Source organism: Chroococcidiopsis sp. CCALA 051 (assembly GCF_003015105.1).
GTDB classification, from domain to species: domain Bacteria; phylum Cyanobacteriota; class Cyanobacteriia; order Cyanobacteriales; family Chroococcidiopsidaceae; genus Chroococcidiopsis; species Chroococcidiopsis thermalis.
The window spans coordinates 1-14,755 of the sequence record NZ_PYCI01000153.1 but is presented as its reverse complement, the minus strand read 5'-3'; the positions used below and the strand labels follow the sequence as shown (position 1 = coordinate 14,755).

Genomic DNA, 14,755 nt, shown 5'->3' with positions numbered 1-14,755 from the left:
CCCTCGACTTAGCTGCTGTCGAAGCTCCTTCCCTCAATGGCTAATTCGCGTTAGTTTGATTTAGGAAAGCGCCTCCCTTTTTGGGGAGGCGCTTTTTGCATTACATATGCTCTCTTACCACATAAGTAATAAGTACCTACATATGTAGTGCTTAGGTGTAGTGCTTAGGAGGGCAGACAAAATGCTATAAATACTCTGGTAGCAGTTTAGGGAGAAAGAGAGAGTATGGGGCTTTTGCCAGCTGGCAAACGTCAGAAGATCGCCCAATTTCAAACTCAATTTTTAGGTGTTGGCATCGTGTTTTTTACAATCTCTGCGATCGCCCAATCTGTCTTAGCTTTACCACCACCAGAAGATACACCAGAAGAAGTCTTACGGACGGAAATCTTTCTCACAGCGCGATCGCCTGTGGATGGCAAACCTCTAACTGCGGCTGAATACGCTCAACTACAGGCTAAACTACAAACCCGTCCTGCACCACCCACTTTGAACTCTCAAGTCCGAGAAATCGTTTTTCTACTCCAACTGCGAAAGGCAATTCGGACTTTTTTACCTTTTTTGCCTATTTGAGGAGTGGCTAGTGGCTAGTGGCTGGTGACTAGTAAATAGAGTGTGGGGTGTAGTCAGCGGGAAATTTTGAATGCATGAATTTTGAATTTGTAATTGCTCCCTCTACCGCTCTGCTTCCTTGTCTCCCTTGTCTTCCTTGTCTCCCTTGTCTCCTTTTCCCTGACTCCCCAAAGTCTTACCTATGGTTGAGACAAAATCAAACTAAATACCGTTGCTTTGCTTGCTCATTTGCAAATAAATGTAAAGAGTGTGTATAAGTATGACGAGAGGAGTTTAGTAAATTTATTCTAAGTAGGTAGCTGCATGTCTATGACCACCATTGCACCAGAACAGGTAGATCGAATTATTTGGAACCAGCATCAAGATCCTTTTGAAGTGCTAGGCGCTCATTCCGTGGAACAGGAAGGCAAAACCGTCTGGGCAGTGCGAGCATACTTACCAAATGCGAGTGCGGCGTGGGTGGTACTGCCAGAGGAAAGAAAAGAATTTCCGATGGAGACCGTGCATCATCCTCACTTTTTTGAATGCACGCTCGATCTTCCCGAACTGGCAAACTATCAGTTGCGGATTTTGGAGGGAGAACGCGAGCGTGTGATTTACGACCCCTACGCCTTTCGCTCTCCCCGCTTGACAGATTTTGACCTGCATCTATTTGCGGAAGGCAATCACCACCGCATTTATGAAAAACTAGGAGCGCACGCAACAGAAATTAACGGTGTCCAAGGCGTTTATTTCGCTGTTTGGGCTCCGAACGCGCGCAACGTGTCAGTTATTGGAGATTTTAATCATTGGGACGGACGCAAGCACCAGATGCGCAAAGGTGCTACAGGAGTATGGGAAATATTTATTCCCGAACTCAAAGTCGGCGATCGCTATAAATATGAAATAAAAAATAACAATGGTCACATCTACGAAAAGTCTGACCCTTATGGCTATCAGCAAGAACCCCGACCCAAAACCGCATCCATTGTCACAGACTTAGATGCTTATGAATGGAGCGATTTGGCATGGATGGAAAAACGCCGCCATACCGACCCCCTAACACAGCCAATTTCTGTTTATGAAGTCCATCTAGGTTCGTGGCTGCACGCCTCCTCTGCCGAACCTCCCAAGTTGCCTAATGGGGAGACAGAACCCGTCGTCATTGTCTCGGAACTCAAACCGGGGGCGCGTTTTCTCACCTACCGAGAACTTGGCGATCGCCTGATTCCCTACGTAAAAGATTTAGGATACACCCATATTGAATTATTACCAATTGCAGAGCATCCCTTTGACGGCTCTTGGGGATATCAAGTCACTGGCTATTATGCTTGTACGTCCCGCTATGGCACGCCAGAAGACTTCATGTATTTTGTTGACCAATGCCACCAAAACGGCATTGGGGTAATTGTTGATTGGGTTCCAGGTCATTTTCCTAAAGATGGACACGGGTTAGCATTCTTTGATGGGACTCACCTCTACGAACATGCCGATCCGCGCAAGGGAGAACACAAAGAATGGGGAACTTTAGTATTCAACTACAGCCGCAACGAAGTGAGAAACTTCTTGGTTGCCAACGCCTTGTTCTGGTTTGATAAGTATCACATCGACGGAATTCGGGTAGATGCCGTTGCCTCAATGCTTTACCTGAACTATTGCCGCAAAGAAGGGGAATGGTTGCCAAATCAATATGGTGGCACGGAAAATTTAGAGGCAGCAGAGTTCCTGCGGCAAACAAATCACGTTATTTTTAGTTATTTTCCTGGCATCGTCTCCATCGCGGAAGAATCTACCGCTTGGCCTATGGTATCTTGGCCTACGTATATGGGCGGATTAGGCTTTAATCTCAAGTGGAACATGGGCTGGATGCACGATATGCTGGATTACTTCAGCATGGATCCTTGGTTTCGCCAGTTCCACCAAAATAACGTCACTTTCAGCATGTGGTATCACCACAGCGAAAATTACATGTTGGCTCTATCCCACGATGAAGTCGTACATGGCAAAAGTAACATCATCGGTAAAATGCCAGGGGATAGGTGGCAGAAATTCGCCAACGTCCGCTGCTTGTTTACCTTCATGTTCGTTCACCCCGGCAAAAAAACCATGTTTATGAGCATGGAGTTTGGACAGTGGAGCGAGTGGAACGTCTGGGGTGACTTAGAGTGGCAGTTGTTGCAATATGAATCACACCAACAGCTCAAGCAGTTTTTCAAAGATCTAAACCACACATATCGCTCTGAACCAGCTTTGTACAGCCAAGATTTTGCTGAAGCGGGGTTTGAGTGGATCGATTGCAGCGACAATCGCCATAGCGTAGTTGCGTTAATTCGTCGCGCCAAAGATTCAGAGGATTTTGCGATCGCAGTTTGTAACTTTACTCCCCAACCGCACTCTCACTACAGAATTGGCGTACCCGAACCAGGGTTTTACCAAGAGTTATTTAATAGCGATTCCCGCGAGTACGGCGGTAGCAACATGGGTAACTTAGGTGGCAAATGGACGGATGAATGGCAATACCACAATCATCCCTATTCCATCGATCTCTGTTTACCTCCCTTAGGCGTGCTGATTTTGAAGCTAAATCGGGAAAAAACAGCAGAGGCGATGAGTAAGTAAAAAGTCAAAAGTCAAAAGTCAAAAGTCAAAACTAATAACAACTAACCATCGGCGATCGCAAATGACCAATTACCAATGACGTTTAATCTAGACAATTCTCATCACTAGCGGATCGGATTGCGCCTAAGAGAGTAGCAATCTTAACACAACTCCAGCGCTGTCCGCCGTTACGAGTGGCGATCGCAATTTTTCCTAACGGACTATTTGCTTCTCCGCGATAGTTAAATTGCATTCGCCATAAATTATGAGTTGGATCGAATTCTAAGGTCGTGCCATCGGGATCGTTGGCATTCACAATTGGATCGACGATGCGAACCGCTGCATCTAAGTTTTGCCAAGTTACAGCGGTCGGGTTTGTACTTGCTGGCAGAACGATCCACTGTGCTACGCCGTTATGTTCGCGAAAGCTGACTTGCCATATTACTTTATCTCGCCTAGCATTACTTTGTGCTGCCTGTAAAGAGCGCAAAATTTGGTCTTGAGCGACACTCAAACGGCGACCGTCAATAAAAGCCACCCAACTAGGAGCCGCGATCGCACTTAAAACTCCGATAATAACGACTACAACGATGAGTTCAATCAGGGTAAATCCTCGATTCCCCCTCTCTCCCCTATCCCCAATGGAGATTCCAAGAGGAATGCGATCTGTAGGGGCGCATAGCTGTGCGCCCCTGCGAACAATCGATGGGTGTAAAATTGTCTTGGTAATTTTATTCATAACAAATTGCCGCTAAAATTTAGAGCTGGTCGTACCGCGACTTTTCACTTGTATATTTAAACTAGGAAAATAGCTAGCCTGACTGTCACTATAAACAGCATTTTGTTCCAAACGCATCAACGCACTTCCTCTTAAATAAACTTGAGCTAAATTGCGCGATGCATCCACGCAGGCATAAAAACTATTTATTTGTAAAGGATTAGCAAGTTGAGTATTAGCAGGAACGAGTTGAGCCGTAGAAGAAATATTTTGACAATCTAACGGCTTTGGCGTGCGATCGCTCGGACTCGGATCGACATAATCTACTAATACTTCAATCGGATTTTCTTGAGGATTGTAAGCTGTATCTGCCTTTTCCCAAGCATTCATTTTCTCCTTAAGAGTTCCCGCCTGAGAAAGATTGAATAATTGAAAACCCGGAGCGGGATTTGTCAGATAATTACGCGAATTATTAGAATCTCTAATTCCATCTTGTAGTTCGAGTCTTCCAATTCTGGCTGCTCCCGACCAAGCAGGATTATCATCTTTAATTAAGTAATAAATAACTAAAGAATAAACAAAATAATCTCTTTGACTACAGGTATCATTTCTAGGTAACTTAGTCAAGCATCCAACAGTAGTTGTAGTTCCATCTATCGTAATAATAGGACGATCTTGAGCTAAAAAAGTAGGCTTCCAAAACACAAGTACGGGAACTTTATCTGCTTCTCTAGCATGAGGCAATTGGTCGGCGATCGCCTGCACCCCATCAGCATCATAAATATAAATAGCTTCCTGTAAATCCCTGGAAATATAATCGAGTGCCAACTGTATTTCTTGTTCGCTACTAGACTTCGCCTGTTCTCTTCGCTCAGAAGTCAACATATTCGTCATAAAAGACAACAGCGAACTCAAAACAATCGAAGAAATAACAATCGACACCAACAACTCAATCAAAGTAAAACCATTACAACCCAATCTTCTTCTCTTTTCTTTTCTTTCTTTGCGCCTCTGCGTCTTTGCGCGACAAAAATCAAAAAAATCATGACTCATAAAAATTTTTAACCTTATTATCAATAAAAATATAGCAAATCAAAAAACAGATCTTTAAACTTTTGACTTTTGACTTTTGACTTTTGACTTTTGACCTTTGGCTCACTCACACCCAAGGCGATCGCAAAAATCATTTATACTCGACTCATCATTAGCAACTTCTGTAGCTGTTTCAACCAATGGTGTTTTGAAATTACCCAACCCTCCCGAAAAAGTCAACTGCGTTCTTTGAGTATTAGCATCACTCGCAACCAGCGGTGACAGATCGCTAAAACCAGCAGCACGATAAACCCGAATCCCCAATATATAAGCTTTATCCATAGATCGAGCCTCAGAACTGGCGCTGCGAAAAGCTTGAATCACCAAATCTTGTCCGCTATCGCTACTACAACCGCCACCATCTAAATCGAAACAATATAAACTCGATGTCGTATTATTCCAGCAATAAGAATTACCAACTGTAACATTCGTACAACGCAAACCACCAGAAGTAGAAGGAGGAGCTGTAGCAACAAATTGTTCGCGTTGAGAATTAAAATTTTTGTTACTATCGACTTCATTTAAGACAACTATATGCTGTGGTGGTGCAATCGTTCCCGCCTTAACTCCAGCAATATAGGTTTTTGTTGCTTGAGTTGCTAATTCTATTCGCCTTGCTTGCAGCCGATTACCAACAGCAAGGACAAACACAGGCGCGATCGCGGTCATCAATATTGATAGAATTGCGATCGCGATTAAAGCCTCTAGGATAGTGAAGCCTGATGAAGCGGGAGTCGTAGGGGCGCACAGATGTGCGCCCGTACTAGAGTCGGGAGTCGGGAATTGCAAACGACTTTTGACTTTTAAGTTTTGACTTTTGACTTTTGCACTAACTCGTCTTTTCTTATTCATCTCCCTTGTCCCCCTTGTCCCCCTTGTCCCCCTTGTCCTCTAATTCAAGTTTGCCGGATAATCGGGTGTATCGTTTTGACAAGTTGCCGGACGCTGAGTTTTATCTGAAACCGCATATTGAGTGTAGGTAGCTGTAACTTTACCAGTGCGATCGCTGGCTATGGCTGCACACAACAAAGTTTGTACCCAAGGATCGTCTCGACTGACTTCTCTGAGGAGTTCGCTAGGCTGGCTTGTCGATGGAGTAGTAAACTCTTGGGCAAATAAGTCTGAAGATTGGGATAGTAAGGCAACATCAAACTGCCAGTGTCGTTCTGGTTCGCTGTAATATGGTGGCGTTCCTGTCGGTAAATCGTTATTAGCGCCACCAGTGGGATATTTATTAATAGCGTAGTCAAACCAACTAAGGTTATCGGTTGCTGTAGCCAACTCAGTAGCCGTGTCGCGACGGATCGGCATAAATGGTGCTGTAGCGTAGGTACTCCGCCGCATTTGAATAAAATTACCGTCGATTTTGACGATTCTGTTTTCCCAGTTTTCTAGAAAACGGACGAAGTTAGGCAATCCTGCCGACTCTTCTTGAGGACGACTGGGACTATTACCAGCCATAAATACAGCATTAAAAGTTGTATCTTCTTCAGCTGCTTGCAACCAGTTGGTAGCGTAACGATTTGGGTTTCCTCGATCCAGGTTTTCACTGGGAGAACCATCGGGACTGTGAATTTGTAAAACTGGTACTAATAGCGGCTTACCATTAGAGATTTCTTTAATAAACAGCAGATTATTTGGACTATACGATTCGCCTTGAGTTGGATCGACAGAATTAGATGTTGTTTTAAACCATAATGCATTAGATACTTGCCGAGGCAATCCATCTGGTTTACCGTTATTATTTTCATCAACATAGCGAAACTGTTTTACATTTCCTTGAGAATCTATTCCTAAAGGAGTTAGTTGATTAGCATTGATTTGGTTATTTTGTTGTTGTTGATTATTTTGTTGTTGGTTGTTTTGTCGATCGCTCTGTTGGTTGTTCTGTTGGTTACCTGGATTACTCTGTTGATTGTTTGAATTATTTTGTTGATTATTCTGTTGGTCGCCTAGATTACTTTGTTGGTTGTTTGAATTATTTTGTTGATTATTCTGTTGGTCGCCTGGATTACTTTGTTGGTTGTTTGAATTATTTTGTTGATTATTTTGTCGATCGTTTAAACTATTCTGCTGGTTGTTTTGTTGGTTATTTAAATTATTTTGGCGATTATTCTGGTTCCTGTTTTGATTTTGGTTTTGATTATTTAAGTTATCGTTTCGCTGAAAAGCCACTCGCCGAGGATAGCGTCTATCTTCTGGTTGTAATGCAGGTGAAGCAGTAGTACCAGCCCCAAGTCGATCGGGTTTGTATCCTCCATTTGGTGGACTACTTAGATTTATAGCACTATTGATTTCGTTATTATTCAACTTTTTGTCACCATCTTGGTCATACCCAATCTTCCAATCACCATCTGCACAGGTTTCAACAGGTATTTTTCGACAAATTTCCATGACGTATTCAGGAAAGTTTGTGCGTCGCTGTATGGGTGTGACTCCGTTCGTTAAATAGGAACCTACATAACTCTCGTCGGAATTTTTCTGATTAGGATATGGATTACCGCTACTATTTGTATCCCACCAGTCAGAACTAGTGACAAAGCTGTTGTCCCAAAAGCCATTATTCTTCCGGTTTTGAGACACCTTTTCGCGTTCTGTCGTAGCCTGCTGAGGATTATCTGGCGTAGTTTGTTGAGAGATGGGGAGTGCTGTATTATTGTTGAGATCGTAGTCTCCCTCACTGCGGAAACCATCTCTGAAAGAATTGGATAGCAGTGTTACAGTATCAGCAATAATAGTAGAAGATCGCCACGTATCGCCATCGCGATCGGGACATCCTGCTTTTCCAGGGCGACAGGCAAAATTTGGATTGAGATTTCCTAATCTCCGAGTATAAAAATTACTCCAATTAGACCAATCTAATGTTTCTTGAAACTCTTCTAATTTGTTACCTAACGGTGTTTGATGTAGGTTAAAATCACCTTTGATATATACAGGGAGATCGGAAACTAAAATCAATCCTTTTTCTTCTGGGCGATATCTATTATCAATATCGCGCGATAAGTCACTCCCATTAATTAAACGAATCCCATTAGGGCGACGGGTAGGATCGAGTTTAAAATCTGTAGGACTAAGCAACTGACTTTCAAGCCGCGCGGTCGCAGATGTATCGGTTGAACTTTGTACTATAATTGAGCTACCAGTGCTATTAGAAATAGAATTAATTGCCGATGAATCATCGCGTAAGGCATCGTCACGACTGGCGTAAACTATTCCACTATTTGGTAATAAATAATCGCTGTCAATCTGACTTGGATTTATTTTTCTGCGAGTAATTCCTATAACTTTTTCTTTTGCTGGATCGGTATATGTTTCTCGAATTTCTCCCGTACTCAGATTGATGTCTGTCACCCTTATTTCTAATGGTTGACGCTGTTCTAGATCTAAGTCGTAGCGGGGATTGCGATCGCTGTTGAGTGTAGAACTTGAAGGATCGTCTTCATCGCGGCTAATTGCTTTAATTTCTCTACTATCTAAGAAGGAAGCTTCTTGAATTGCTCCGTGGGGAATAATTGGATTATTATTGACTGGTATAATCGTTCCGTCTAAGATTTTTAAAGCACAAATCGCTGTATCAAGCGCGGCGTTATCTGATATACTCAGCGGTTTCTCGGGGTCTTCCAGCGTAACGTTTGCAGTTAACTTTTTGAGAGCATTTTGTAAGGGTTGATTGACAATGCGTCCGTTGGGAAACATCATCTTTGCTTGCGATCTTAGTTCTGGTAAGTAAATCCCAATTTCTCTAATTCTATCGTTATTGTTAGTATAAGGAGCTTCATAAACTATGCCATTATTTGACCTACCATTAAGGTCGTTATTGTAAGGCAAAACATTACCACCTGCGCCCCAGGGATAACCGTTATTAGTGCCAAACTTGCCATTTTTGGCTGTAGTTTCATCTGTAGGATCGTAATAACTGCTAACACAAGCAATTGGTATTTGATCGACACCCGTACTTTGGGTATAGTGATAAACTGCTGTCGCACGCATTCGCAGATTGGGAGGATTTGCTTGCTTTGGATCTTTTATCTGTTCGTCACCACCTGTCATCGGCATCATGTCAGACCAAACCAGGGTATATTTACCTATAGGTTGACCTGCAATTCTCAACCGATTATCAGGAGTAGGAAGATCTGTTCCAGAGTCAAGTTTACGGTTTGATAGATCGGGTAAAAAAGAATCGACTTGTAAAGCTGGAATGCGAGAGTTATTATCTTTCCGATCGCGATAAATTCCCGCTCCTGTAATAATCCGTAACCCTCCGGTATTTGTGGCGGTTTGTCGTTCCCAAAATCCACCGCGTTCTGCAATTTCGCTAGTATCAAATGGCTGTACTTGGGTGCTACGATAGCGCGGCTTATCGTTAGGAGTCGTCCAGTTTATACCAGCAATTAATTGTCGGTCGCGGGGTGCTGTAACATAGTTATTGCCATCTTTCCAATATGCAGGTAAGTTATTTCCTACACGAATGCGATCGCCTAAATATCTTTCAATTCCATCTAGCTGTTGTTCGGGAGATGTTGCTTCTAATTGGCGCGTTCTGAGTAACAATCTAGTATTATTACCTGTTGGTTCTCGCCATTCGGCAGGCGGTTCGATTATATTTAAATTGGCAAAAATATTGTCTTGGGTGTAATCGTCTAGAATGTCGTTATTTGACTCTAAAACTTCTGCATAAGGGACGCGCCGAGTTCGATGACGCAGATATCTTTCTAATTCTTCTGAGAGGACAATATATGTATTTAAACTAGGATTTTCTTGTAAGCGTTGGCTAAAGCGATTTTTTATCTCATCAGGATATCTGTTAATCGCTAGAACTGTCTTAATTTCTGGTGGTTCTAATTCAGAACAATCTCGTCCAGCCTCGATACAAAATTCTAATGCTGCTTGTTTCATCAAGGCAATACGTTGGTTAAAAGCATCATCAGAATAGGCGATTTCTTCTCCGCCTGTTTCCTCTGTCGATTTATTATTACTGCCAATTTGAGCGGTGTTATTGCCTGGATTGTTACTATATAGATCGACAGTCACGACATTGCGATCGCTTGTATCGGTAACGCTACCATTACCAACATTACCCCCAACCGTAATTTTGCCGTTTTCTGGTTGATAGAAACAGGAATCTTGACTATCAACTTGATAAAATCTAACTGTGGCGTTGTTGCGTCCACCTACTAGTAAGTTACCATTAGTATGAATTCTGCCATTAATCCGAAAATCATTACTGGGTGACAATTCTAAATCGTCGTTGAACCATACTGCATATTGATTGAGCGGAATCAAACTACGGTCTTGTTGATACTCTAAAGCGTAAAAGCTGGTATTACCCCCTAAAGTTTCAAAGCGATCGCCTAAATCGGTATTATCTGTAATGGGTACGCTGGCAGTGTAGACAAAAAAGCTTTTGTTTAATTTATTACTAGATTGATACCAACCATTGTCCAATATTTCTGTATTTGCACTCAGAATATCAGCACAACGACTGTTAGCAATTGAAATATTTACAGGCGGGGTTCTGGCTTCGAGAGGATTGCGTTCGCGGTTAAAATCACCTGCTTCAATGCTAGGACTGCGGAAGTAAATCCCATAAAGTGTATATGTATCAAATTTACCATTGTTATTGGTATCGATAGGGAAACGCCAAGCAGTTGTTAAAGTTTCGTCATTTTTGATATCGGCGTTGTCTGCGGTTATGGCATTATCTTGATTAATATCAAAGCCTAGTTTCAGGCGCGTTTCATCGCCAAAAGTAAATCTAGAATTGTATTTAATCGCGTTGTAGAGAGATTGAGTGGAAGGCGTGCGGCTGGGTAGGGCAGGATCTCTCAGTAAAGCCTCAATTTTAACTTTAGCACGGGCGATCGCGGGTGCGGCTGCTTCTGCTGCTGCCTGACTGACTCTAACATTACTTGCATTGCGGGCGCGATCGAAAGACCGAATCGTCATCGCTGCGGTCATTAGTACCACCACCATCGATACCACGGCGACAGTTGGTAAAATAAAGCCAGCCTCGACCGGACGGCGGCGTTTTTTGAGATATAGAGGTTTTAACCGTCGTCGCCTTTGTTTGCGACTCAGCGATCGCGCGATATTTTTTAGTATACGTTTTAACATTGCTGCTTTCCTACTCTAGGGGCATCTACTTAGGATTAAGTAGACCGAACGCCTAACAGCGTTCTCCCCTGCTAGCCTGCAAAGTTATTCTATCGCGCCATAAGTTCTTTTGCTTTTGTTTAGCACTGCTGGCAAAATAAAACATCCCCGTGGAAACACTGAAATTTTTCATATCACTTCGCAACACAGTTTAAAGAAAATTAAAGATTTTATCTTATTAAATTTCAATTTCAATATTTTGTTTCAAGAAATAGTAAAGCAAAGCTTCAATTGCTGATTTTGTAGGAAAAGCATTAGTTAGCTCGATTGACCCCCGATCGTATTAGAAAAAGTTGGTTTTCAGCGACAGCGACACAAAGAAAAATTGAGAGTTGACTTAACTCGACTGCGTTCAAAAATAAAGCCTCAAACTAGATAGTGTTTTCACTGAAGACAGTTTCAAAAATACAGATTAAATTAAGTGTGTAAATTTTATACCTATTGCTTGATTTGAGCGATTGCAGCCAAATTTATAGTTTGGTTTCTGCTATCGTTCAATTAATTATTCAAGTAGTTTCTTAATGATAAGTATCGCGATCCTCCACGCTTTAGTAGTACAGAAATTTATATGAGTCTGAAGTTAAAATTTGCTTTAATTTGTCGCTGTAGCGATCGAGGTTTTGCCCTCCCTATTGCCGTGGGACTAGGATTCGTTATTCTCCTTATTGCTGCTACATTAATTATGAGGTCTCAAGGCGACCAGGTAACAGCTTCAGCTCAAAAAGCAACTGCTCAAGGTTTGGGTACGGCAGAAACAGGTATCACCCGCATACAGTCTTTATTTAACAGATATACCCCTTTTGCTACTACAACTCTTACCAATATTCCTGCTACACCTCCCGCTTCTCCAACTTCAACTTGGAAATACATATATGATAATGCTCCTGCCACTGTAGCAGGCTGCCCTGGTGCAGCAGGACTCTCACTAACGGAAGTCAGTAAATATCTACTCAACCAATGGATAGATTTGGACAGTGGAGGTCAGTTTAGAGTTACTGAGTACACATACACACCAGACTCCGCTCAAATTACTGCTAGTGCCACAATTCCTGCTAGTGGTTCTGTGACTCTCAACATTTCACCTGCTGATTACCTACTCGATAGTGGCTCCGTATACGGTGAGGTTCTATCTGTACCAGGAATATTATCTCGAAATGGCGCTACCTACACTTTTACTCGACTAGGTTCTGGTACAGCCACATCCGTTGCTTCTACAGATACTTTTATTCCTAAAAATACTTCTGCCACTGTCACTAGCAGCATCATAATTCCTGCTAGCGGCTCTGTTAGCATTGCTGACAGCAATATTTCACCTTCAAACTACTTAGCTGATGGAGGTTCAGTCAAGGGTCAAATTCAAGGTATCCAAGGTACTCTTTCTCGTAGTGGAAGTACTTATACTTTTGAACGATTTTATTCTGGAACGGCAATTACGACCGCAGCAGATTTTGTACCTGTTAATACTCCTGGAGTAGGCAGATTATCGCTGGAAGGTCGTATAAATCAAGCCGGTTCTGGTAACACAGCTACTGAAACAGTAAGCACAGCTACTACCAAACTGTTAGTTAATATACCTGTCAAATCTGGTTCACTTAACAATCAAGTTCCAGCCTTGTGGGTTAAGAATAGCGGTATTACTAATATGAACAGCAATAAAGTAAATGGAAATATTCTGATTAACTCATGTCCTCCTGCTACTGGTGCAACAGATACTAATCTGTCTAATCCAGCTACACAGGATGTTATTGCTGTACCTACGCCTTTGCCAGAAACTCCGAACTTACCAGCTTCTTACTATACTTTGACAGGCAGTAGTGCTCCGTGGACTAATTTTCCACGTCCAGGTGATACGCCTGCTGCTGATGGTTATTATCATTATTTAATTGATGAGTTGAAAAATCCTACCGGAAACAGTGAAATAAATATTGAAGCTGGTAAAAAAGTTGTTTTTTATGTGAAAGGTGACATAGATCTTAGCGGCAATCCGGATCTTAATAAAGCATCTGGCAACACCTCCGACCAATTACAAATTTATGGCAATACTTATACTAGTGCAACTACAACAAAATACGGATGTGGATCTCTTGTTATAAATACTAGTTGCCCTACTCGAACGGCTCACTTCAACGGTACAGGTACGATGAAGGCTTTTGTCCACGCTCCTGATGCTACGGGAAGTGTGAATGGTGGAGGTAATACCAACGGTAATTTTATCGGTACTCTTTGGATTAAAGATTGGAATGCTTCAGACGGCAATTCCAAAGTCAAAGTTGACGCATCAGGCGACTATGGCAAATATTTAGTTTCGCAAAAGATAGTAAAGCCACCAGTAGTTTCTCCTATCACTTCATGGCAAAGACAGGAGGTTCCTTAAATGTTTAAAGCAAAACTACTTAAGCAAGAACAAGGATTTACAATAATTGAGGTATTGATTGCTATTTTAATAGCAATTGTATTTGTTACTGTTGCTATGCAAATGATGGTAATGGCTGCTATGTTTAAAGTTCGCGCTCAAGAAAGTGTAGAAGCAACAGCCTGGATTCAGGAAGACTTAGAGAATGTAAAGTATCAAGCAGCTAATTATCAATATGCACAATTAAAAGATGAAGCTAGTGGTGATGATAAACATGAGTTTACAGATACTATACTCCATGTCTCTTCGGTTGATAATTTTAGTGTTGGAAACAATTTGATTATAGGAAATGACTCTAATAATCACATAATTCAAAGCGTTGACTCAACCGCTAGTCCACCCACGATTACTCTAACTACTGCATTAGGTACTGATTGGTCAACAAATACTCCTGTGGTAGCAATTACCAAGTGTAATCCAGGTACTGATAAGAGTGCAGGATTTGCTGATGGTTTGCGCGATCTAGTCTCTGGAACTAATGAGACCGCAGATAGTAATTATGTTGACGAAACTCGAAATAGCAAGCTGTTCACAAACAAATCATATACCTTGAGAAGAACGACTACTATCCATGACATCTCACCTTATAGAGTACTAGAAATTAAATACGAAGTTTCTCCTGGAAGCACTTTTAATTCAACAAAAGTTATTGCTAGTTTTAATACAGAGGTAATACCCAATGCTGCTTTGCAATGCCCGAATTAAAGATAAGGGTTATACTTTATTTGAATTAGCAATTATATTGGTTATACTTGGAGTTTTACTGGCAATTGTTGCTCCTAGCTTCATTGGAATGTTCAATAGAAATAAAGTAAATGATACTCTAGCTCAAGTACGAGGAGCATTGCAAGAAGCCCAAAGAGAAGCAATTAAAAAAAGTAAATCATGTACTGTTACTATAAATACCACAAACAAAAAAATGACTGGTAGTCCAGGTGGATGTCTTCCTATAGAACGCGATTTTTGTGACGAAAGAGATGCGTCTGGTAACTGTGTTAGGTCAGCAGTTGCAGTTATGACTAACCTAACTGGCGCGCCTCCGACACTTAAGTTTTCTTTTCGTGGAAATACTAATAAGTTAGGCACAATTGTTGTTTATTCATCGGATAATTCTACTAATAAAATGGGATGTCTTGTGGTATCTAACGGCATTGGAGTTATGAGAACTGGTTATTATGACGGTTCTATTGCTTCTACTGCTGCTATAGATCCAGATGATTGTCACCATGAAG

At 41.8% G+C, this 14,755-nt stretch carries 9 protein-coding genes; 5 read left to right on the top strand and 4 right to left on the bottom strand.

From position 1 onward, the window contains the following. Positions 1-225 precede the first annotated feature (225 nt). Both C7Y66_RS26170 and glgB read left to right on the top strand, forming a co-directional pair. The gene (locus C7Y66_RS26170) at positions 226-570 is read left to right on the top strand and encodes a hypothetical protein (RefSeq protein ID WP_106547841.1); all 345 of its coding nucleotides are present in this window, start codon (positions 226-228) and stop codon (positions 568-570) included. A gap of 309 nt (positions 571-879) precedes the next feature. Continuing rightward, a complete protein-coding gene (gene glgB / locus C7Y66_RS26165) occupies positions 880-3,168 on the top strand; it encodes a 1,4-alpha-glucan branching enzyme (RefSeq protein ID WP_041462369.1) in 2,289 nt (762 codons plus the stop codon). 82 nt (positions 3,169-3,250) lie between these two features. On the opposite strand, the gene C7Y66_RS26160 is transcribed toward glgB, so the two are convergent. The 4 genes from C7Y66_RS26160 to hpsA form a co-directional block, all read right to left on the bottom strand. Then, positions 3,251-3,886 carry a prepilin-type N-terminal cleavage/methylation domain-containing protein gene (locus C7Y66_RS26160; RefSeq protein WP_106547840.1) on the bottom strand — a complete coding sequence of 212 codons (636 nt, stop codon included), beginning with the start codon at positions 3,884-3,886 and terminating at the stop codon, positions 3,251-3,253. 12 nt (positions 3,887-3,898) lie between these two features. Next, a complete protein-coding gene (gene hpsC / locus C7Y66_RS26155) occupies positions 3,899-4,918 on the bottom strand; it encodes a hormogonium polysaccharide secretion pseudopilin HpsC (protein ID WP_106547839.1) in 1,020 nt (339 codons plus the stop codon). Positions 4,919-5,020: 102 nt separating this feature from the next. Next, complete coding sequence (gene hpsB / locus C7Y66_RS26150) at positions 5,021-5,809, bottom strand: hormogonium polysaccharide secretion pseudopilin HpsB (RefSeq protein WP_106547838.1); 789 nt, start codon at positions 5,807-5,809, stop codon at positions 5,021-5,023. A gap of 39 nt (positions 5,810-5,848) precedes the next feature. After that, positions 5,849-11,071: a hormogonium polysaccharide biosynthesis protein HpsA gene (gene hpsA / locus C7Y66_RS26145; RefSeq protein WP_106547837.1), complete on the bottom strand. Its 5,223-nt coding sequence runs from the start codon at positions 11,069-11,071 to the stop codon at positions 5,849-5,851. A gap of 607 nt (positions 11,072-11,678) precedes the next feature. On the opposite strand from hpsA, the gene C7Y66_RS26140 reads away from it, so the two are divergent. From C7Y66_RS26140 to C7Y66_RS26130, 3 genes are all read left to right on the top strand, one after another. Then, entirely contained in the window at positions 11,679-13,484 is a 1,806-nt protein-coding gene (locus C7Y66_RS26140; protein ID WP_106547836.1) for a hypothetical protein, read from the top strand. Next, a complete protein-coding gene (locus tag C7Y66_RS26135; RefSeq protein ID WP_106547835.1) occupies positions 13,485-14,228 on the top strand; it encodes a prepilin-type N-terminal cleavage/methylation domain-containing protein in 744 nt (247 codons plus the stop codon). Then, positions 14,203-14,755: Tfp pilus assembly protein FimT/FimU (locus C7Y66_RS26130; protein WP_106547834.1), on the top strand; the 553-nt coding region annotated here is incomplete at its 3' end. The genes C7Y66_RS26135 and C7Y66_RS26130, both read left to right, overlap by 26 nt.

Excerpts from the sequence above, each read along its gene's own strand:
- C7Y66_RS26140 (WP_106547836.1), top strand. The coding sequence starts at position 11,679 with ATGAGTCTGAAGTTAAAATTTGCTTTAATTTGTCGCTGTAGCGATCGA.
- C7Y66_RS26135 (WP_106547835.1), top strand. The coding sequence starts at position 13,485 with ATGTTTAAAGCAAAACTACTTAAGCAAGAACAAGGATTTACAATAATT.
- C7Y66_RS26170 (WP_106547841.1), top strand. The coding sequence starts at position 226 with ATGGGGCTTTTGCCAGCTGGCAAACGTCAGAAGATCGCCCAATTTCAA.
- hpsB (WP_106547838.1), bottom strand. The coding sequence starts at position 5,809 with ATGAATAAGAAAAGACGAGTTAGTGCAAAAGTCAAAAGTCAAAACTTA.
- glgB (WP_041462369.1), top strand. The coding sequence starts at position 880 with ATGACCACCATTGCACCAGAACAGGTAGATCGAATTATTTGGAACCAG.
- hpsA (WP_106547837.1), bottom strand. The coding sequence starts at position 11,071 with ATGTTAAAACGTATACTAAAAAATATCGCGCGATCGCTGAGTCGCAAA.
- hpsC (WP_106547839.1), bottom strand. The coding sequence starts at position 4,918 with ATGAGTCATGATTTTTTTGATTTTTGTCGCGCAAAGACGCAGAGGCGC.
- C7Y66_RS26160 (WP_106547840.1), bottom strand. The coding sequence starts at position 3,886 with ATGAATAAAATTACCAAGACAATTTTACACCCATCGATTGTTCGCAGG.